Annotated in this window: 18 protein-coding genes; 6 read left to right on the top strand and 12 right to left on the bottom strand. The window is 62.4% G+C overall.

From position 1 onward, the window contains the following. Positions 1–18: 18 nt before the first annotated feature. The 5 genes from ispG to uppS are packed head-to-tail and all read right to left on the bottom strand — an operon-like array spanning position 19 to position 6,344. On the bottom strand, positions 19–2,070 hold the full coding sequence (gene ispG, locus R3F07_08030) for a (E)-4-hydroxy-3-methylbut-2-enyl-diphosphate synthase (GenBank protein MEZ5276312.1): 2,052 nt from the start codon (positions 2,068–2,070) through the stop codon (positions 19–21). 2 nt (positions 2,071–2,072) lie between these two features. After that, on the bottom strand, positions 2,073–3,548 hold the full coding sequence (rseP, locus tag R3F07_08025; GenBank protein MEZ5276311.1) for an RIP metalloprotease RseP: 1,476 nt from the start codon (positions 3,546–3,548) through the stop codon (positions 2,073–2,075). Beyond that, positions 3,541–4,731 (bottom strand): 1-deoxy-D-xylulose-5-phosphate reductoisomerase, encoded by a 1,191-nt coding sequence (locus tag R3F07_08020; GenBank protein MEZ5276310.1) that lies wholly within the window; start codon positions 4,729–4,731, stop codon positions 3,541–3,543. The genes rseP and R3F07_08020 overlap by 8 nt, the downstream gene beginning before the upstream one ends. Before the next feature lie 4 nt (positions 4,732–4,735). Next, positions 4,736–5,575 (bottom strand): phosphatidate cytidylyltransferase, encoded by an 840-nt coding sequence (locus tag R3F07_08015; protein ID MEZ5276309.1) that lies wholly within the window; start codon positions 5,573–5,575, stop codon positions 4,736–4,738. A 10-nt stretch (positions 5,576–5,585) separates the two neighbouring features. Beyond that, positions 5,586–6,344: a polyprenyl diphosphate synthase gene (gene uppS / locus R3F07_08010; GenBank protein ID MEZ5276308.1), complete on the bottom strand. Its 759-nt coding sequence runs from the start codon at positions 6,342–6,344 to the stop codon at positions 5,586–5,588. A gap of 95 nt (positions 6,345–6,439) precedes the next feature. On the opposite strand from uppS, the gene R3F07_08005 reads away from it, so the two are divergent. Together R3F07_08005 and R3F07_08000 are read left to right on the top strand one after the other, a co-directional pair. Then, positions 6,440–6,733 carry a 4a-hydroxytetrahydrobiopterin dehydratase gene (locus R3F07_08005; GenBank protein ID MEZ5276307.1) on the top strand — a complete coding sequence of 98 codons (294 nt, stop codon included), beginning with the start codon at positions 6,440–6,442 and terminating at the stop codon, positions 6,731–6,733. A 100-nt stretch (positions 6,734–6,833) separates the two neighbouring features. Then, entirely contained in the window at positions 6,834–7,787 is a 954-nt protein-coding gene (locus R3F07_08000; GenBank protein MEZ5276306.1) for a hypothetical protein, read from the top strand. Between the two features lie 29 nt (positions 7,788–7,816). On the opposite strand, the gene R3F07_07995 is transcribed toward R3F07_08000, so the two are convergent. Continuing rightward, positions 7,817–8,110, bottom strand: coding sequence for an HPr family phosphocarrier protein (locus tag R3F07_07995; protein ID MEZ5276305.1), 294 nt, complete (start codon positions 8,108–8,110; stop codon positions 7,817–7,819). 202 nt (positions 8,111–8,312) lie between these two features. Between R3F07_07995 and R3F07_07990 the strand changes: the two genes are divergently transcribed. Further along, complete coding sequence (locus tag R3F07_07990; GenBank protein MEZ5276304.1) at positions 8,313–9,053, top strand: DUF1638 domain-containing protein; 741 nt, start codon at positions 8,313–8,315, stop codon at positions 9,051–9,053. On the opposite strand, the gene R3F07_07985 is transcribed toward R3F07_07990, so the two are convergent. The 3 genes from R3F07_07985 to pyrR all read right to left on the bottom strand — a co-directional run bounded on the left by R3F07_07985 (position 9,034) and on the right by pyrR (position 12,079). Continuing rightward, positions 9,034–10,350 carry a dihydroorotase gene (locus R3F07_07985; GenBank protein ID MEZ5276303.1) on the bottom strand — a complete coding sequence of 439 codons (1,317 nt, stop codon included), beginning with the start codon at positions 10,348–10,350 and terminating at the stop codon, positions 9,034–9,036. The genes R3F07_07990 and R3F07_07985 overlap by 20 nt on opposite strands. A gap of 174 nt (positions 10,351–10,524) precedes the next feature. After that, a complete protein-coding gene (locus R3F07_07980) occupies positions 10,525–11,478 on the bottom strand; it encodes an aspartate carbamoyltransferase catalytic subunit (GenBank protein MEZ5276302.1) in 954 nt (317 codons plus the stop codon). Positions 11,479–11,503: 25 nt separating this feature from the next. Then, positions 11,504–12,079 (bottom strand): bifunctional pyr operon transcriptional regulator/uracil phosphoribosyltransferase PyrR, encoded by a 576-nt coding sequence (gene pyrR / locus R3F07_07975; protein ID MEZ5276301.1) that lies wholly within the window; start codon positions 12,077–12,079, stop codon positions 11,504–11,506. 248 nt (positions 12,080–12,327) lie between these two features. On the opposite strand from pyrR, the gene R3F07_07970 reads away from it, so the two are divergent. From R3F07_07970 to R3F07_07960, 3 genes are read left to right on the top strand one after another with little or no spacing between them, the layout of a single operon-like run. Continuing rightward, positions 12,328–13,635 (top strand): sugar ABC transporter substrate-binding protein, encoded by a 1,308-nt coding sequence (locus tag R3F07_07970; protein ID MEZ5276300.1) that lies wholly within the window; start codon positions 12,328–12,330, stop codon positions 13,633–13,635. Next, positions 13,632–14,528 carry a sugar ABC transporter permease gene (locus tag R3F07_07965; protein ID MEZ5276299.1) on the top strand — a complete coding sequence of 299 codons (897 nt, stop codon included), beginning with the start codon at positions 13,632–13,634 and terminating at the stop codon, positions 14,526–14,528. Before R3F07_07970 ends, R3F07_07965 begins: the two co-directional genes overlap by 4 nt. 7 nt (positions 14,529–14,535) lie before the next feature. Next, a complete protein-coding gene (locus R3F07_07960; GenBank protein MEZ5276298.1) occupies positions 14,536–15,402 on the top strand; it encodes a carbohydrate ABC transporter permease in 867 nt (288 codons plus the stop codon). A 64-nt stretch (positions 15,403–15,466) separates the two neighbouring features. Here the strand turns inward: R3F07_07960 and R3F07_07955 are convergent, their stop codons facing one another. The 3 genes from R3F07_07955 to R3F07_07945 all read right to left on the bottom strand — a co-directional run bounded on the left by R3F07_07955 (position 15,467) and on the right by R3F07_07945 (position 19,223). Continuing rightward, on the bottom strand, positions 15,467–17,812 hold the full coding sequence (locus R3F07_07955) for a helicase C-terminal domain-containing protein (GenBank protein ID MEZ5276297.1): 2,346 nt from the start codon (positions 17,810–17,812) through the stop codon (positions 15,467–15,469). 78 nt (positions 17,813–17,890) lie between these two features. Continuing rightward, positions 17,891–18,511 (bottom strand): hypothetical protein, encoded by a 621-nt coding sequence (locus R3F07_07950; protein MEZ5276296.1) that lies wholly within the window; start codon positions 18,509–18,511, stop codon positions 17,891–17,893. Beyond that, on the bottom strand, positions 18,495–19,223 hold the full coding sequence (locus tag R3F07_07945) for a DUF502 domain-containing protein (GenBank protein MEZ5276295.1): 729 nt from the start codon (positions 19,221–19,223) through the stop codon (positions 18,495–18,497). The genes R3F07_07950 and R3F07_07945 overlap by 17 nt, the downstream gene beginning before the upstream one ends. Positions 19,224–19,272: the final 49 nt, after the last annotated feature.

Genomic DNA, 19,272 nt, shown 5'->3' with positions numbered 1-19,272 from the left:
GGGCAAATTCGCATCGCCTCAGTCGATGGCTGCCGGCTCCGGCTCTGGGTCGATCCATCTGCCATGCTCCTTGATCAGGCTGATCAGCCGCTGATCCGCTTCGGCCGAGGGAATATGGTATTGGACACACTCCTTGCCCACGTAGAGATTGATCTTGCCGGGGGCGCCTCCCACATATCCGAAATCGGCATCGGCCATCTCACCGGGTCCATTGACGATGCAGCCCATGATGGCGATTTTGACGCCCTTGAGATGGCTGGTTTTCTCGCGTATCCGCTGGGTCGTGGTCTGGAGGTCAAAAAGGGTGCGACCGCAACTGGGACAGGCCACGAATTCCGTCTTTGAGATGCGGGCGCCGGCACCCTGCAGCAGATTGTAGGCGACTTTGGCCGATCGGGTGAAATCCGTCTCGTCCTCGAAACTGACGAGGTCACCGATGCCGTCGCAGAGGAGGGAACCGGTCAGGATGCTGCCTTCGACAAGCCGACTGAGGAAGGTTTCCTCGTGATGGATGCAGGTTCCGGCGGTGGCGCGGATCCAGATGGGAAGGTCAAGCTCGGTCTGCCTCATCATTTCAGCCAACAGACGATAGCGACCGGTCTGGTGGCGGGACGAAGCGCCCCGGGTCGCCTGAACGGGGGTGATGAACAGGCACTGCGAGGCATGCCGCCGAAGGACAGGAGCCAGCGATCCCACCACGGAAGCTTCGAGTTCGAGCGCAATCCGGCACCCGGCCCGTTCAGTCTCCCGGAGAAAATCCGTCAACTCCGGTTCGTCGGCCGAATCCAATCGACGCAGGAGAACGGCACCCCGACCCGGCGGATTCCCGATCGCCGCGAGCAACTGTCTCCAATCGGTGTCCGATCCGCAACCGAGGACGGGAAAGAGCCGGTGGGCGTGGGCTGTCGAGAGGAGGGCATTCAACGCGCCGAGATCGGATCCGGGAGTGACTTCGATGAAGACGCCTTCCGGTGGCGTGTCGCGCAGCCGGGCCAGGACTGGACCGATCTGTCGTGCCCAGGCTGCAGGGTCGGCCAGGGCGTCGGTGATCGGCACAATTACCCGTGGGGGGTGATCGACTCCGATGGGCAGATCATAGCCCGGATCCACGGTGGTGACGGGTCGGCGGTTGTACTGGTAGGGGTTGACCGAGTCGGTGGTCAGGCCATCCGGGGCCGCCGGTCCCTGCCAGAGGATCATTGCTTTGTCGGCGATGGCCCGGGCCACCGGGATCTCGTGGACAGAATCTTCGGTCAGGGAGACCCGGATGGTGTCGCCGAGGCCGTCGAGCAGGAGGCTGCCGATTCCGATCGCGCTCTTGATCCGGCCGTCCTCGCCGTCGCCCGCTTCGGTCACCCCAAGGTGAAGCGGGTAATGCATCCCCTCGAGGGCCATCCGTTCGACCAGCAGGCGGTAGGCCTGGATCATGATCTTGGGATTGCTCGCCTTCATGGAGAGCACGATCTGGTGGTAGTCGTGACTCTCGGCAATGCGGAGAAACTCGAGGGCGGACTCGACCATGCCGAGGGGGGTATCCCCGTAACGGTTCATGATACGGTCGGAGAGGGAGCCGTGATTTGTCCCGATCCGCATCGAGCGACCGAGGGTTTTCGACCGCTTGACCAGGGGGGTGAAGGCATCGTGCAGCCGGCCCAGTTCCTCGTTGTACTGGCTGTCTGAATACTCGCGGACGGCGAACTTCTTGCGGTCGGCGTAATTGCCGGGATTGATTCTCACTTTGTCCACGTGCTCGACCGCCTCAAGCGCGGCGGATGGCAGAAAGTGAATGTCGGCGACAAGCGGAGTGTAGATCCGGTGTTTCTGGAGGTCGCGCCGGATGTCCCGGAGGCAGCGGGCGGCCGTCACGTTGGGTGCGGTGATCCGGATGATCTCGCAACCGGCTTCGGCCAGGGCCACGCATTGTCTGACGGTGGCAGCCACATCCTGGGTGTCACTCGTGGTCATGGACTGGATACGGATGGGGTGGCTTCCGCCGATCCCGATGTCCCCGACCATCACCTCGGTGGTTTTGCGGCGGACCGTCTGGTAACGCGACTCGCAGTAGCCCATGGTCAGTTTTCCGTGTTCCCGGGCGTCGGGGACGCCGCCGGCTCAAATACCGGCTCCACCGTGTTCGTCCGGTATTCCTGCTCCTCCCGGCTGTCCCGGAACCACCGGCCGACGTCCTTGAAGCTGACGTAGATGAGCAGGGAAAAGAGGAGAATCATGAAGGTGCTCTGGGCGGCAGCCACGAATCCGGGCGGCAGGGCCCGGCCACGGAGTCTGCCGATGGTGGCAAAGAGCATGTGCCCTCCGTCCAGAACGGGAATGGGCAGGAGGTTGAAGAAGGCCAGGTTGACGTTGATGATGATGGTGATCCAGATGACGAGGCGGACGTCCACTTGGGCGGTTTCGTAGAGGATGCGCGCAATGCCCGGAGGCCCGCTCATGTGGCCGATGCCCAGGTCCGAACGGGGGTTGATCAGACCGGAGAGTATGCGGTACATGATGACGAAATTGTCCGATATCTGTTTCCACGGGGTCGGGTGAACGTAGGTGACCGGGAGGTCGAATTGGGCACCGATCGAGATGGCTTTCGAGCCGTCTTTTCCTATCTGGATCTCGGCCGGACGGATGGGAATGACGATGGTTTCCTCCCCTCGGGCGATGGTGAACGGGATGGCGAGATCCCGTCCGGCCTCCAGTTCGGACTTGAGCCGATAGCGCGAGTAGACCGGCTGGCCGTTGATCGCCTGGATGACGTCTCCGGGCTTGAGACCGGCGGCAGCGGCCGGCGAACCCTTGAGGGTGCCGCCGATGATGAGGGGCTCCGCCGGGGTGATCCCGATCCGTCGGACACTGTCTTCGCCGGAGACGCGCGGGTAGACATCGATCGACAGAGTCTCCTGGTCGCGTTCGATTGTCAGGTTGGTCTTGGGCTGTCCGTAGGCATCGCGGCCCGTTCCGGAAACAAGCGTCTGAAGGAGTGAACTCCAGTCGTCGACGGCCTTTCCATCGATCGCCGTGATCCGGTCACCCTCGCGGAGTCCGGCAAACCGCGCCGGGCTGGTCACTTCCGATCCGTCGGGGAGGGCGAGGGTATCAAAAACATAGCCGATCCGGGTGGTGGTCTGCAAGGCGGTGGTGGGAAGCCCGAACTGCCAGATGACCACGGAAAGGCAGATAGCGAAGAGAATGTTGAAGACGGCACCCATGACCGAAACGATCATCTTCGATGCATAACTGATGGGCTCCGGAGGCAGGGGATCCTCGGAGGCATCGCCTTCGATTCCACGCATGTCCGCCAATTGGGGAAGGGCGACGTACCCTCCAAACGGGATCCAGGAAATCCGATACTCGATGCCATCCCGCTTCCAGGCGACGATTTTGGGGCCGAAGCCTATGGAAAAGCGCTCGATCTTGAGTCCACGGCGGCGGGCGGCCAGAAAATGGCCGAGTTCATGAACGAAGATGGAACCTCCGAAGAAAAGCACGATCAGGGCGATCGACCAGACATTGGAGAAAATGGAGGTGGCGAGATCAGTCATTCAGGGGCCGGCGGGAGGTTGATCGTGCCGCCCGGTGGCTCGCGAGGGAGCGGGCGATTCGGTCGGCTTCGAGGACATCGTCAAGGCACTTGGGTTCCGGATTGGGCATCTTCTCCAACGTTCTACTGATTATCGACGGGATTTCAAGGAACCCGATCCGCTCTTCAAGGAAGGCGGCGACGGCCACTTCGTTGGCGGCATTGAAAGCGGCCGGCATGACCCCGGCGGCTTCGAGCGCCTCACGGGCCAGGGTCAGGCAGGGAAAGCGGGTGTGATCGGGGGGTTCGAAATCCAGGCGCATGGCTGCGGTGAAGTCGATACCCGGCAGGGTGGGGCTGGCCCGCTCAGGGTAGAGCAGGGAATGCTGAATGGCAAAGGTCATCGAGGGCGGGGCCAACTGGGCGAGGACGGATCCATCGATGAACTCCACCATCGAATGCACGATGCTCTGTCGATGAATCACCACATCGATTGCCGCTGACGGCAGGCCGAAAAGCCAACGGGCTTCGATCACTTCGAGTCCTTTGTTGGCCATGGTGGCGGAGTCCACCGTGACCTTGGCTCCCATCGACCAATTGGGATGCTTGAGCGCTTCCTCGGGGGTCACCCGGTGCAGGCTCTCAAGCGATCGGTCGCGAAAACTGCCGCCGGAAGCGGTCAGGAGAATCCGGCGGAGATCCCCCGGAGCGGAGGCCTGAAGGCATTGGAAGATAGCGTTGTGTTCGCTGTCGAGCGGGAGGATGGTCACTCCGGCGGCGGTGGCGGCACGGGTCACGAAGTCGCCGGCCAGGACGAGGGTCTCCTTATTGGCCAGGGCGATGGTCTTGCCGGCCCGGATGGCGGCCAGGGTGGGCCTTAGGCCGGCAGTCCCGACCACGGCGATGACGACCAGATCGGCCTCGGGGAGGGCGGCCAGTTCCTCGATTCCGTCGATGCCCCCATAGAGGCGTGTTGAGGGTGGATAGCGATTCTGGGAAGACGCCTCCGAAGCGGCCTCGGCGGCAAAAAAACCGACATCCCGGACCCGGTACTTCCGCGCTATGGCGGCGAGAGCATCGGTATTGCGGCGGGCGGCGATTCCGACCAGTTCCAGTTTGTCCGGATGGGCGTCGATTACCTGCAGGGTGCTCGCGCCAATCGATCCGGTGGCCCCGAGCAGGAGGATCCGTTTCCTTGGGCTCATCGGATCAGATAACCGCCCGCAGGAGGAGGTAGGCGACCGGCGAACTCAGGATCAGGCTGTCGACCAGGTCGAAGGCCCCTCCAATGCCCGGAATGAACTTCCCCGAATCCTTGACCTCCGCCCGCCGCTTGATGATCGACTCGATCAGGTCGGATATGATGCCGGCCGAGGCAACCGGCACGGCGACGAGGGCACCGATGAGTGGTGTGAGCGAATCGGGGAAAAAGTCGGGGAAGATGAGAATGAGAGCCGAGCCCACCCCGGCGGCGATCGCGACGCCGCCGACCGCCCCTTCCCAGGTCTTCTTGGGGCTGGCGTGCGGCGCCAGTTTGTGCCGGCCGAAAACCATGCCGGAAAGGAGGGCCCCGACATCGCAGAATTTGGTCACCGCCACCAGCCAGAGCACGAGCATCAGACCCTCGGCCGGGTCGGCCGGGAGAGCCGTCACCCGCACGAGGAAGTGCAGCATGAAGGGAATGAAGACGAGGCCGAAGACGGTGAAGACGAGCGTCTCGAGGCGATTGCTGCCATCGCGTTCCCGCATGATCCGGACGCAGGCGACGACGATGCAAACGGCGATGATGCCGGCCTCGAGACCACGCTTCTCGCCGTGCGGATAGAAGGAGTGGGTGTAGTGGGGCGCGACAATCATGATCAACCCCAGGGCAAGACCGAGAAAATGGAAGGGCCGTTCCCCCATCTTCTCGAACATGCAATAGAGTTCGTGCTGGGCGGCGACCGCGACGACCGCGAGCATCCAGACAACACCATCGAGCCGGAAGGTGGTGAGGACGAAGATCGCGAGCGCCCAGAGGCCGATGGTGCTGAGAATCCGTTTGGTCACGTCGAGAATATCAGGGCTTGAGCACGGCGGGTTGTCGCCGCACCTGCTCGCCGGTCAGACCGTAACGGCGTTCCCGCTTCCGGTAATTGTCGATCGCCTCGAGAAAATGATCCCTGGAGAAATCGGGCCAGTAAACGGGAGAAAAGAACATTTCGGCATACGCGCACTGCAGCAGGAGAAAATTGCTCAAGCGGGTTTCGCCCGAAGTCCGGATAAGCAGGTCGGGGTCCGGGATGTCGGCCGTGTCGAGGTAGCGGGAGAAACGCGACCAGTCGCAGGTATCCGGGTCCTCTTCACCGCGGGCGACGGCTTTCGAGAATTCAACCGCCGCGCGGACCACTTCGCTTCGTGATCCATAGTTCAGGGCGACGATGAGATTCCAGTCCTCGAACTGGGCCGTCGCCGCCATCGCCTTCTTCAGGGTGGCGAGCGTCTTGGGCGGCAGATCCTCGATCTCGCCGATCGTCCGGAGCCGGACCCGTTTGCGGACCAGATCGGGGAGCTCATGGTTGATGGACCGGACCAGGAGTTTCATCAGGCCGTCGATTTCCGATTGAGGTCGTTTCCAGTTCTCGACGGAAAAGGCAAAGACCGTCAGGTAGCGGATACCCAGCTCGCGGCAGGTTTCCATGGCTTCGCGTATCGCGTTTCCGCCCTGGCGATGACCCTCCAGACGCGGCAAGCCGCGCTCCTTCGCCCAGCGACCATTGCCATCCATGATGATGGCGACATGCCGCGGTGTCTGGCCCTTTGAATTATCCTGCCCCATGCAATCCGCTGGTTTTAGGTGTCGCCCGCCTGCCGGTCAAATCCTAACGGGTTGCCGCAGTTGACAGGCTATCGAAGTCGTTGCTAGAGTGGGTTATGACTCGACCGTTGACCAGGAACAAGATCGATGCGGCCCTGGCCGAGCTTCCCGGGTGGTCGTTCGAGGACGACGTCCTCGTCAAGACCTTCAAGCTGGAACACTTTGCGGCGGCTCTTTCCTTCATCGTGCGCATGGGGGTTGAGTGCGAGAAGATGAATCATCATCCGCATCTGACCAATGTCTGGAATCGGGTCACTGTGCGGCTGACGACTCATGACGCCGGCGACAAAGTGACGGCAAAGGACGTCAGGCTGGCAAAAGCGATCCAGCATTTCTCTTGGGTCGGGTAGGAAGGGGACTCTGCTCCCGAGTTACCGGACTTTTGCCGGAGAGTTGAAACCGGAACGGCCGGCCGCTCGTCATCGATAGTGCAATGGCTGACGTGTTCTCATGAGATCCCGATGGTTTACCCTCCTTTTTGCAGGCACGACGGTGGTGGCCTGTGCGGCGGCGGTCTATTTTCTGAAACAGAACGAAATTCTGAGGGCCGAACTTGCCCGGTTGGCTGAAACGGCCCAATCGGTTGATCAGGCTGGGGTGGGAGCCGTCGAGACCCCCGAATCGATCGTCCCGGAGGTTGCGCCCGCGCCGGCCACGGCAGAGCCGGAACCTTCGGTGGGGCCACAGCGGTGGGGCGGACCCGCGCGTCGCGGAAGGATGGAGCAGTTTCTTTCCGATCCCGCGATGCAAGCCTCGATGCGGGCCCGCGCGGCCGACCGGATCGAACGGGACTTCGCCGGCCTCTTTCGTGCCCTCGGTCTGGATGAGGATACCGTCGATATTTTTACGGAATTGCTGGCGGAGCGGGAGACCATGCGGTTTCAGCTCAACATGCGCCGCAGGTTGGCGGGGGATGATCCGGTCGCGCAGGAGGAGGTTGACCTCTGGTGGGAGGAGGGGCAGGCCGGCCTGGAGAAGAGTCTGGGCGAGGTTCTCGGTTCGGAGAATTTCGACAAATTCACCTATTACGAGGAAACCCTGCCACAGCGGCGCCAAGTCGAGGAATTGCAGCGTCGACTTTCCTATTCGGGAACTCCGCTCGGGGAAAGCCAGGCGGAAGCGCTGGTCGGTGTGATGGCATCGACGCAGGCGCAGTTCAACTTTACAACAGACCTGGCCGCCTTGCCACCGCCGGAACGGGCGGCGGTCAGTCAGGACCAGGTCAGTCAGTATATGGCCGAGCGTCGGGTTCTCAATGAGACCATACTGTCGAAGGCGGCCGCTGTGCTGCAGCCGGATCAACTTGAGGCCCTCGCCGGCCAGCAGATCCGGGAGATGGAGCAGGTCGAACGTCAGGCAGAAATCGGGGTTCGCATGCGGGGCGGATTCGGTCGTGGACCGTAGGGCGAAAAGGGTTTGCCCGACAGGGCGGGCTATGGCTGGTTCGGGGCAGACTTGTTTGCGGTGTCCAGGTCGTCGGTTTCCAGGATCGAAGTGATGCTGGAGAACGCCGCGTCCTCATCCTCCCCGGAGACCTCAAGATCGACCATGGTGCCGATGGTGGCGCAGAGAAGCAGGAGGCCGAGGATGCTCCGGGCATTGGCCATCCGGCCGTTGACCTTGAGCAGAATTGAAGAACGAAAGGCCCCGGCGTGTTTGACGAGAAGCGCCGCGGGCCTGAGGTGAAGGCCCTCCTTCCAGCGGATTCGGATTCTCGAATGCCTCATGCAGGTTCATCAGACCCCGGGATTCCGGTCCGGGTTCCGATGGATATCGCCCGAAAAGCGATGTGGGGGACCAAGTGCGACGCGAGAGGACTTCCTAAAGCCGATCGGCAAGCGCTCCTCCCGACCCGCAGAACGCTGGTCGTCAGAAATGCAGTGACAGTTTCCGCAGCGATGTGCTTGATACGGTCACCTCATTTCCGCCATGCATCTGAAGCTGATTTCCTGCAATGTCTTCCAGCGCGAGGCCTCCTGGTGCATCGCCCATTCGCCGCATACCATCGACAGCGACTTCACCGAACTCGGCGAACACGCCCGGAGCGACGGTTTGCGCCGGATCATTCAGGACCGGATCGATGCCACGGAGGCGTCCGGCAAGTCCTACGATGCCATCCTCCTTCTTTTCGGCCTTTGCGGCAATGCCACCGTCGGCATCCAGGCCCGCCGGACCCAGGTCATCATGCCCCGGGCCCACGATTGCTGCACCATTCTGCTGGGATCGCGGGAGAAATTCGTCGAGCACTTCGGCGACGCGCCGAGCACACCGTTCTCATCGATCGGCTACCTCGAGCGGGGCAACTATTTCCTCCGGACCAGCGATGAAGGCATGCCCGGAGTCCAAACCGGTGATCCCTACCAGGCCCTGGTCGAGAAATACGGCGAGGAGGATGCGCGGTTCATCTGGGCGGAGATGCACCCGGATCACGGAAACGACAAAGCTGTTTTCATCGATCTGCCCGAAACGAGTCATCTCGGCTATGCCGCGAAGTTCGAAGCCAAGGTCGCCGCGGCCGGCAAGACAGCCGTCCATTTGTCCGGCAGCATCCGACTCATCGCCAATCTGCTCAATGGCGAATGGGATCCCAGGGAATACCTGATCGTTCCCCCGGCCGGGGCGGTCGAGGGCGTTTACGACTGGGATGAAATCATCCGGGTGAAGAAGTGAGGGTGTCCGCCAGACGGCCCTCCTCGAAGACGATCCTTCCGCCGACCAGGGTGGTGCGGGCGCGTCCGCGCAGTTCCCGGCCGAGCCAGGGGGAGTTGGCCGATTTGCTGTGCAGGCTCTCCGGGGTGACTGTCCAGGCTTCCTCGGGGTCGATGATCGCAACGTCGGCCGGCGCGCCTTCGGCCAGGGTGCCTGCATCCAGGTTGAGGATACGGGCGGGCTTGGAGGTGAGCATGGCCATGGTCTCGAGCACGGAGAATCCGGACTCCCGGTTGAGAATCTGCAGAGTCACCGCGAGAGCCGTCTCCAATCCGACAATACCGAAGGGGGCGTTGTCGAATTCCATGTCCTTCTCGTAATCGGTGTGGGGTGCGTGGTCGGTGCCGACGCAGTCGAGGGTGCCGTCGCGAAGCCCCTCGATCAGGGCTTTCCGGTCGTCTTCCGTCCGGAGCGGCGGATTCATCTTGAAGTTCGTATTGTATTCCGCGAGGGCATCGTCGGTCAGGGCCAGATGGTGCGGAGTGGCCTCGGCGGTGATCCGGATCTTGCGCTGCTTGGCCCGCCGGATGATGTCCACCGAGGTGGCGGAACTGATGTGCTGCAGGTGGATGTGGGCGCCGGTATGGGTGGAAAGGATGACGTTGCGCGAGACGATGATGTCCTCGGCTGCGGCGGGCCATCCCTTCAGTCCGAGCCGGGTTGACATGACGCCCTCGTTCATGACCGATCCGCGCGTCAGGCTGGAGTCTTCGCAATGATCCATAACCGGGAGATCGAACATGGCGGCATACTCGACCGCCCGTCGCATCAATTCGTTGTTCTGGACACATTTCCCATCGTCGGTGATCGCGACGACCCCCGCCTTCTTCAGGGACCCGATCGGAGCCAGGCCCCGGCCTTCCATTCCGACCGTGATGCAGCCGGTGGGGAAGACCCGGACGATCGCCTCTCTCTTGATCGCATCCTGGATAAACTGGATGGTTCCGGCATTGTCGGCCGGAGGGGAGGTGTTGGGCATGCAGACGATGGTGGTGAAGCCGCCGGCGGCGGCGGCCTGGGACCCGGTCAGGATGGTTTCCTTGTGGGTCTGGCCGGGCTCGCGCAGATGAACATGGATATCGACCAGGCCCGGACAGACCCAAAGACCTCTGGCATCGATGACCCGGGCCCGGTTGCGCTCGTCGACTGCCAGATGGTTGACGATGCGTCCGTCCCGGATGAAGAGGTCGCCGGTTTCGTCGCGACCCGCAGCCGGGTCGATGAGGCGTCCGTTCTGGATCCAGATGAGGTCAGGCATGATGAGGGAGGGGGATGGAGGAGGGAGAAGGGGGACGAGGTCCGTTGTCTGGGGATTGAACTCTATGGCAGAAAGGAAACGAGGGGGACGGGGAGGATCCGATTGCAGGGTCGAGTGCGCTCGAACGGGAATCTGGGCGGGTTTGCTGGAGGGATTGCCTCGGCACGCGCATGGTCAGCTGCGGGGAGCGGATTTGACGACGGCCTCGGGCGAGCCTCCGGCACAGAGGTAGAGGACGGCCATGCGGACGGCGATGCCGTTGGTCACCTGCTCAAGGATGACCGAGCGGCCGGAGTCGGCCAGTTCGGAATCAATTTCCACCCCGCGGTTGATCGGTCCCGGGTGCATGATGATGGCATCGGGCTTGAGCCAGCCGGCCCGGGTCTTGTTCAGGCCGAACATGCTGGTGTATTCCCCGATCGAGGGGAAGTGGGTCGAGGATTGCCGCTCGTGCTGTATTCGTAGAAGCATGACGGCATCGGCATCGGCAAGGGCCGGGCGGAGGTCGTGGGAGACCTTCACCCCCATCGCGGTGAACCAGTCGGGCACAAGGGTGGAGGGGCCGACCAGGGTCACGTTGGCCCCGAGCTTGGTCATGGCCCAGATGTTGGAGCGGGCCACCCGGCTGAAAAGGATGTCGCCGAGGATGGTGATATTCCTGCCTTTGAGGCTGCCGAAGCGCTCGACCAGGGTGAAGCAGTCGAGGAGGGCCTGGGTCGGATGTTCATGGGCTCCGTCTCCGGCGTTGACCACGGGGATGCGCAGCAGACGGGAAAGGTATTGCGGGGAACCGGCCGCGGTGTGGCGGATGACGATCATGTCGGCCTTGAGCGCCTGGATGTTCTGGGCCGTGTCCCGGAGGGTCTCGCCCTTGGTCGTGCTGCTCGCCGCCATGTCGAGAGAGATGACGTCGGCGCTCAGACGGGTGGCGGCGACCTCGAAGGCGATCCGGGTGCGCGTGCTGGGCTCGAGGAAGAGATTGACGATGGTCTTACCGCGAAGAGCCGGGAGTTTCTTGACGCTGCGTCCCATGGTGCGCTTGAGGGCGGCGGTCACTTGAAAGATCTGCTCGATCTCTTCGGGTTGAAGCGCCTCGATCGTGACGAGGTCTTTTCGATTCCAGGGCATGGTGATGGGCGGGAAAAGAGTGGGGTCAGGCGGAGGCGAGAATGTGGATCGAATCCTTGCGGGGATCATCCGGGTCGAGGGTGACGATCACCTTCTCCGCAGGCTCGGTCGGTTCGACGAATCCGGTCACGTCGGCGGCAAAGGGCAGGCGTCGATTTCCCCGGTCGACCAGGACGGCCAGTTGAACCCGCGAGGGCCGGCCGAGGGAGAAGAGTTCCTCGATGGCGGCCCGGATGGTGCGGCCTCCGAAGATGACATCGTCGACCAGCAGGACGGTGGCGCCATCGACGTCGCCGGGAAGGTGCGTGGGCTCGGTTTCATTGGGAATCGGATTGAGTCCGATATCGTCGCGTTGGAAAGCCACGCTGAGGACGCCGGTGGGAATCGGACGACCGAGTTTCTGCCCGAGGAGGGCGGCGAGGCGCTCGGCCACAAGAATTCCGCCATTGGCAATTCCGACGACGATCAGCGATGCGGTTTCCCGGTGCTGTGTGGCCAGTTTTCCGGCCATGGATTCGAGTGTGTTGGCGATCTGGGAGGAATCAATGATCTTGCGGGCGGACACGGCAATGATGCTTGGTCGGACGGGTTCCCGGCTCAAGCCAATTCAGGGTGTTCCCGTCAATGGCGACCGGCGGGGCCGAGCCGGGGTTTGACGGGCCGAGCCGCGCCCCGGCTTGCGGCCGCGGAAGGGCTGAAGTCTGTCTGCTGGCACCATTTCAGTTTTTCCTCCCGGATTTCGCACGTTGATCCCGTTTGCCCCTTGAGGGATCTTGCCTGAAGGATTGCCTCCGAGGCAGAATTCACCGCGAATGATGTGGACTGCTCCGCGGTGTCCTTGATTCGCAGATGTACTCCTCGCTCCGCACGATCCTGTTGGGGTTCACGGCCGTATTTCTGGCGGCGACCGGTTTCTGGTGGGCGGGTCGGACGCACGAACCACCGCCGGCGCCTGGTCGGAAACTGGTGACCTGGCTTCATTTTGTTTCGCCAATTCGCGATATTCACGAACGGCAGGTGGCGGAGTTTCAAAGGCTGCATCCGGACATCGAAGTTCGCACGATCCTGGTTCCCGGGAACGAGTATCATATGAAGTTCAAGACCCTGGCCGCCGCCGGGCAGGCGCCGGATCTGTTTTACTCCGGCGACGTCTGGATGAGTTATCTGTTGCCTTTCATGGCCGACCTTACCCCTTTGGTGGAGCGTGATTCGGTGGAGATCGGGCTTGATGATTTCTACCCGGAAATCCGCGCGGCCATGCGGCAGGAGGGCCGCTACTACGTCATGCCGGAACACACCAACGTTGCTCTGCTTTATTACAATCGCCGGTTGTTCCGCGAGGCGGGGCTGGCTGAACCGACGGCTGATTGGACCTGGGATGACCTGGTGCGCAATGGGGTGGCGCTCACCCGACCGGCCACGACAGGAGACTCCGGGGTGTGGGGGTGCGGACGGCTGGAAGGATGGTGGGGGGAGTGGCTGACCTACGTGCGGCAGGCGGGTGGAGAGGTGCTCACGCCGGACGGACGGCACTGCGCCCTGGATTCGCCGGCAGCCATCGAGGGGTTGCGCTTTTTTCAGGACAAAGCCTTGAGATACCACTACAGCGCGCCGGCGGGTTTCGAGCCGCTCAACGGTTTCGTGAACGGGCGTCTGGCCATGTTGATGGTCGGGCACGTCAATTTCTGGCCCAACTACAACCAGATCCCGGATCTGGACTGGGATATTCAGTTGCTACCGGCGGGGCCGGCCTCGCGGGTCGGTGGTGAGCTGGCGATTGCCGGCTACGGCATCAACCGCGAATCCCGGCACCTTGAGGAGGCTTGGGCGCTGCTGAAATTCCTGACCCGGCCGGAGGTGGGCATGGAGATTGCCCGCCGGGGCAGCATCTCCCCGCGGCGTTCAGTGGCCGCGGGCCAGATCCGCGATCGCGCCCCGGGCACCCGTCCTCAGAATGTCGAGGCGGCCTACGCGCAGATGAAGTATTCACTCCCCATCCCGCGCCACCCTCACTTCATTGAGTTCATGCTCCAGATCGTGCAGCCTGAAATCGACCGGATGGTCCAGGGCGAACTGACGCCTGAGGAAGCGGCCCATCGTGCCACCGAGCAGGTAAACGCCTTTCTGGAGACTTTCTTCCCCACGGATACCCCATGAATACCCGCCGATCGCAGTTGTTGTGGTTCTGGCTTTTCACCGGCCCCGCCCTGGCGGGATTTGTGCTTTTCAGCCTGTGGCCGATGCTTTATTCACTCTGGCTGAGCTTCTGCTCCTACGACGTGGTCGCGCCACCGCGTTTCATCGGTTTTCGGAATTACGTCTACCTTGTCATGGCGGACCCGTCCTTCTGGCCATCGGTGAAGGTTACGCTGCTCTTCACCGTCGTGCAGGTGCCGCTGATTGTCGCCTCGGCACTCGGCGTGGCGCTCCTGCTCAACGAGCCGGTGCGCGGTCGTGGACTGTGGCGGGCCATCTATTTTCTTCCGTCAATCCTGCCGCAGGCGGCCAGCGTCGCGGTATTCGTCTACATCTTCCAGGCCGACGGCGGGTTGCTCAACCGACTGCTGGCGATGGCAGGAATCGTCGGTCCCGCCTGGACGACCTCGCAATGGTGGGCACTTCCGGTAGTGGTGCTCATCAGCCTGTGGGGGTTCGGTTATCCCATGGTGATTTTCCTGGGTGGATTGCAGACAGTGCCTCGCGAACTCTACGAAGCGGCTCATATCGACGGAGCCGGCGCATGGACTCGGTTCCGCCATGTCACGCTGCCGCTCATCTCGCCCATCCTCTTTTTCAACCTCATCATGGGGATCATCGGTGCGCTCAAGGTTTTCGATCTGGCCTACGCATTTGGTGCGGCCCAGGGCCTTGTTCCCGGGGGGCCGGCACGGGCCACGCTGTTTTTCGGACTCAATCTCTACCAACAGGCCTTCACCTACTTCCACATGGGACTCGCAAGCGCAATGGCCTGGCTGCTCTTCGCGAGCATCGTACTGATCACCTGGCTCAATTTCCACCTCGGCCGTCGCTGGGTGCATTACGGAGACTGAAAGGGCTATGATGGAACACCGCCACCCCCGTCGCACCGGTCTGTTGCTGACCGCAACGCTTGCCTTTGGCGGGCTGGCCATGGTTCTGCCTTTGGGATGGATGCTGGTCACCAGTCTGAAATCCTTTCCCGAGATCCTGCGCAATCCGCCCCCATTGCTGCCGGCCCTGCCGCAGTGGGGCAATTACCTGATGGTTTGGCAGGGCTTTGCCTACTCCCGTTTCTTCCTCAACTCCGCCTTCGTCGCGGTCATGGTGATTGCCGGGACAGTGATCACCTGTTGCCCGGCCGCCTACGCGTTTGCCTACTACGAAGTGCGGCACCGCAATCTGCTCTTCGGCCTTCTGCTGTCCACCCTGATGTTGCCGGCCCAAGTGACGATCATCCCCCTCTTCAATGCCTATGCGGCGTTGGGATGGGTCAATACATTCATGCCGCTGGTATTGCCTGCCTGGCTCGGCGGAAATGTCTTCGGCATTTTCCTTCTGCGGCAGTTCTTTCGCACGATTCCGCGGAGTCTGATCGAGGCGGCGCGGCTGGATGGAGCCTCGGAGTGGACCATCCTCTGGACACTTGTAGTTCCGATGAGTCTCCCGGCGGTGCTCACCGTTGTGCTCTTCACTTTCCTCTGGAGTTGGAACGATCTCTTCAACCCGCTCGTTTATCTGCACAGCGAATCCGCCTACACATTGCCCGTCGGCCTGCTCTATTTCATTGCCCGCGCGGAACAGCTGACCGGGGGCAGTGCCGGGCAGGTCCCGTGGCAACTTGTCATGGCCCTCGCCGCCATCATGGTCCTGCCGGTCATCATCCTCTTTGTCGTGGCCCAGCGCCGCTTTGTCGAAGGCGTCGCTTCGACCGGTGTCAAGGGCTGACCACCGGGCGACAGGGCAGTGGGTGTCTGTCTGGAATGGCCCGGCGCCCTTCCAGACGGTCTCCCTATTCCCTCAGCCAATTGACGAAAGCATCGTCGTCAGTGAGCCAGGTGCCGTTGCGGTATTCGGGATCAAGCAGGTCATGGTAGCTTGCTTCGGAGAAGCGGCGGCAGTGAAGAACGATTCGGGCCCGTTGTCCGGGGGCGCGGACGAGGCGTCCGATCGCCTGATTGACTTTCTGCATGCCGGGGATCTGGAAGACGCGGCGAAAGCCGACTTCCCGGGGTTCGTGTCGGTGAAGACCGAGGCGGGCTTCCTGGATGGCATTGACTTCCGGCAGGGCGGGACCGGCCACCAGGGCCGATCCGACCCGTCCGCCGAGCAGGTCGATGCCCTCGGCGTAGCCGCTTCCGAGAACGAGCAGGAGAACGTCGGAGAAAGCGAGGGCTTCCTCGATGAATGTGTTCTGCTCGGCCAGCGTCTGGCGGGCCCGCTGCATGCTGACCCTCAGGAGGGGCTGGGACCGGGCGAGGTCGCGTTCGGCCGCCCGGGCGTAAGCGTAGGAGGGGAAAAAGGCGGCCACCGGCCCGGGGAGGTGCTCGTGCAGGGCTGCGATGGTGGCGGATGTGGTTGGAAGATGGTGTTCCCGTTGGCGGTAGCGGGTATCGACCCGGAGATCCACGGCCACTCGATAGGCACCGGTGCGCCACGGCGTCTGTGCGACAAGGTGAAAGGGCTGCTCGTGGGTGGAATTCTTCAGTCCACAGCGTTCGGCAAAGTCATCGATCGGACTGAGCGTGGCCGAGAGAAAGAGAACCTGCCTGAAGGGATCGAGGGTTTCCCGGATGGCCTCGGCGGCGTCGAGGCAGGTGGATTCGAGGCTGCCATTGGCGGGACTCCACCACAGTCGGGGAAGCGGAATGCTTTCGGACGGGTGAACCAGCTCGAGACTTTGGAACAAGGTCTCGCAGGCCCGGGGGCCCAGGGTCGCGAAGTCGGGTGGCGTGCGTTCAATCTCCCGGCCGACGGCTCCGAGCAGATCGCGGATTTCGGCCTCCTGGAACGGGTCGAGGGATTCGACCGCCTTGAGGAGAGACAGGAAGAGGGTCCACTCGCGCCAGGAGTGACGGAGACCTTTGGAGGCGCCGATATCCTCCAGGGCGGAGAGTGTCTCCTGGGCTCCGGAGGCATCGACCGCGACAGAGTGACTGTCGGCCACCCGACCGGGCAGATTGTGGGCCTCGTCGACAATGAGGAGGGTTTCGGAGGGATTGTAGCCGGGTATGGCGTCGAACATGCCCCGGTTGGCGGGAGCGAACAGGTAATTGTAATCGCCGACCCAGATCTCATTCAGCGGAAGCGCGGCCCGGGTGATTTCGTAGGGACAGACGCGGGCATCACGGCCGATGTCCCGGACAGCCTCGAGGGAGCGGGGAAAGTCAATGGCGGTCAGACGGGTGGCCAACCCGCTGTCCGGCCATCTCTCCTCCTGTCCGTCGAGATAGGGGCAGCAATCGCTGAAACAATGGTAGACATCGTTGATGCAGTGCTCGGCCTTGCTCCGCATCTGCCAGCGCCGTGCGCCGGGCGGGTCGCCGAGCATCTGATCGAGTTGACGGGTGACCTGGAGCTGGCCGGTGGACTTGCCTGTCAGGTAGATGACACGGGTAACGTGGCCGGCCTGGAGTTCATGGAGGGCGTATTCGAGGATGCTGCCGGTCTTGCCGTAGCCGGTGGGCGCCTCAAAGCAGACGAGGCGAGAGGCGCGTCCTGCTTCGCGGAGTTCCTGCTGGATGGATTCCTGACCCGGACGCGGATGGGCAAAGGCGGGGGCAAAGTGAAGAGCAGCGAGACGTTCGAGGCCGTCGCGGCGACTTTCGACAAAATGGAGGAGGGCGTCGATGCGGGATTCGAAATCTTTCTCATCTTCGGTCGTGAGCTCGACGGTCTGGGTGATGCCGGAGTCGATGTCGATGAAGACCAGCTCCGCTTCAATCTCCCGGGTGGCGAACTCCGGGGAGCCCCGGGCAAGGGTGCGGTAGGCGACCAGTTGCCGGAAATAGGATTGGTGGCGGGCCCTCAGTTCACTGCCCGGTGCGGGAAGGGGGGTGCGGACTGTCTTGATCTCCCGCAGGCGGGTGCGGTCGGGGCGATCGATGACCTGGTCGATCCGTCCATTGAAACCAATGGTCCAGTTGCCTCTGAGCAGGTCTCCGGTGATCGGGACTTCGAACCGGGCATCGGGAGCGGAACGAAGGGTCTGTTCCTGCATCTCGATGTGCCAGGCCTGACCAAGGCGCGCCCTCCAGAGGCCGGCTCGACCGGCTTCAGAGCGGGTGGGGCCGAAGTTGAGATCAGCCCACTCGCCGACGGCGAGGGTGACCTTTCGGGCATGGAGATCAATTTGCACGGGACCGGTTCAGGCTGTCGCGATTGCGCAACACGGAAGGGAGGAGGACATGACAATCAGGAGAATGAAAGACCTCTTCTAGAGAGGATCGATCCGGATTTCGGTGTGGTATTGCAGGTAGTGCTCGAGGCTTCGACGGATTGACCCGACCCTGGAGGGGTCAAGGTCGACTTCGCCTGTCCGATGGTTGAGAAGCCGGGTTGCGGCGCTGCGATCACTATGGCTCAGGAGCCGGTGCCATTCCTCACGGACCGGATAGCCTTCGGTTCGGGCGAAGAGAAAGAGACATTTGACGGCCACGATATCCGCTCGGTCCCCACGCTCCCAGGCGTCGAGAGCCCGGTTGAGGAGGTCGGCTACGACTTTGCGGGTGTCCTCATGCACGGGGTTTACCGTGAGGAGACGGGCGTATCGGCAGGCTTCGCTCAGTCCTTCATAGCGATGTCCGAGTCCGGGGCGACGCTGGAGAATCCGGACCTCCCGGCTGAAGCGGAGGGTGCCGGCGTCCTTGAGCTCCACGGTGACGCTGATCCGGTCGAAGAGATCTAGGGGACTGTTTGTCGCGCTCTTCCGCGAGCGCCGGTGGAGGAAGGTTACAATGCCGTCGGTGGGCGATAGGACGGTGATCCGGTCAAAGCTCTCTCCGGTGATTTCCCGCAGCAGGACGGTTCCCTCGATCGATTCAATCGCCCCGGGCATGATCGGCGGCCGGTTCGTCCGACGGTGGGGGAGGGGCCTGGTGCGGGGTGGTGATCGGAGTCTCGACGGAGCGGCCGAGCTCCGGGTTCCAGACCGGGACAAGGGCGCCGCCGGAGATGATGACCTTCATGCCTTCGGAGACGGACATGGACAATTCTGTGACCTGTTCGGAGGGAAACATGACGAGGAAACCGCTTGTCGGGTTTGGAGTGGTCGGGACGAATACATTCAGGATCTCGGCCTGGGTTCTGACCTGGATCTCGCCCTTGGTCCGACTGGTGAGGAAACCGAGGGCATAGACACCTTTCCGGGGGAACTCGACCAGCACCACCTTTTGAAAGACGGCGCGATTCTGGCTGCTGAATGTCTCGATGATCTGTTTGACCGAGGCGTAAAGCGCATTGACGAAAGGGACGGTCCGGACGATGCGTTCGGCAATGCGGATGGCGTAGCGACCGATAAAGTAGCGCGAAAGGTATCCCAGGGTGGTGATGAGGACCAGGACCATGACGGTCGCCAGGATATTCCAGAGAATGACCAGATTGGCGCGGTCGAGGAGGGTGTCGGGCAGGAAGAAGAAGAAATAGGTCCGGAAGCGTCCGCCGATTTTTTCGACCAGCCATGAAAAAACCAGGAGTGTGATGCCAAGAGGCGCCAGAAGGACGACTCCGGCGAAGAAGGCGGTCCGGATGGACTTGAGGAACGTGTTCATGATGAGGTCTTCGGGGAGCGGGCCTGCGGATTGGATAAAGAATGAGGCA

The sequence above is a fragment of the Opitutaceae bacterium genome (assembly GCA_041395105.1).
GTDB lineage: Bacteria > Verrucomicrobiota > Verrucomicrobiia > Opitutales > Opitutaceae > B12-G4.
This window is presented reverse-complemented; position numbering and strand designations above follow the sequence as displayed.

Bases quoted from the DNA above. Each gene is read 5' to 3' on its own strand.
- ispG (MEZ5276312.1), bottom strand. From the start codon at position 2,070: ATGGGCTACTGCGAGTCGCGTTACCAGACGGTCCGCCGCAAAACCACC.
- rseP (MEZ5276311.1), bottom strand. From the start codon at position 3,548: ATGACTGATCTCGCCACCTCCATTTTCTCCAATGTCTGGTCGATCGCC.
- R3F07_08020 (MEZ5276310.1), bottom strand. From the start codon at position 4,731: ATGAGCCCAAGGAAACGGATCCTCCTGCTCGGGGCCACCGGATCGATT.
- uppS (MEZ5276308.1), bottom strand. From the start codon at position 6,344: ATGGGGCAGGATAATTCAAAGGGCCAGACACCGCGGCATGTCGCCATC.
- R3F07_08005 (MEZ5276307.1), top strand. From the start codon at position 6,440: ATGACTCGACCGTTGACCAGGAACAAGATCGATGCGGCCCTGGCCGAG.
- R3F07_08000 (MEZ5276306.1), top strand. From the start codon at position 6,834: ATGAGATCCCGATGGTTTACCCTCCTTTTTGCAGGCACGACGGTGGTG.
- R3F07_07995 (MEZ5276305.1), bottom strand. From the start codon at position 8,110: ATGAGGCATTCGAGAATCCGAATCCGCTGGAAGGAGGGCCTTCACCTC.
- R3F07_07990 (MEZ5276304.1), top strand. From the start codon at position 8,313: ATGCATCTGAAGCTGATTTCCTGCAATGTCTTCCAGCGCGAGGCCTCC.
- R3F07_07985 (MEZ5276303.1), bottom strand. From the start codon at position 10,350: ATGCCTGACCTCATCTGGATCCAGAACGGACGCCTCATCGACCCGGCT.
- R3F07_07980 (MEZ5276302.1), bottom strand. From the start codon at position 11,478: ATGCCCTGGAATCGAAAAGACCTCGTCACGATCGAGGCGCTTCAACCC.
- R3F07_07970 (MEZ5276300.1), top strand. From the start codon at position 12,328: ATGTACTCCTCGCTCCGCACGATCCTGTTGGGGTTCACGGCCGTATTT.
- R3F07_07965 (MEZ5276299.1), top strand. From the start codon at position 13,632: ATGAATACCCGCCGATCGCAGTTGTTGTGGTTCTGGCTTTTCACCGGC.
- R3F07_07960 (MEZ5276298.1), top strand. From the start codon at position 14,536: ATGATGGAACACCGCCACCCCCGTCGCACCGGTCTGTTGCTGACCGCA.
- R3F07_07950 (MEZ5276296.1), bottom strand. From the start codon at position 18,511: ATGCCCGGGGCGATTGAATCGATCGAGGGAACCGTCCTGCTGCGGGAA.
- R3F07_07945 (MEZ5276295.1), bottom strand. From the start codon at position 19,223: ATGAACACGTTCCTCAAGTCCATCCGGACCGCCTTCTTCGCCGGAGTC.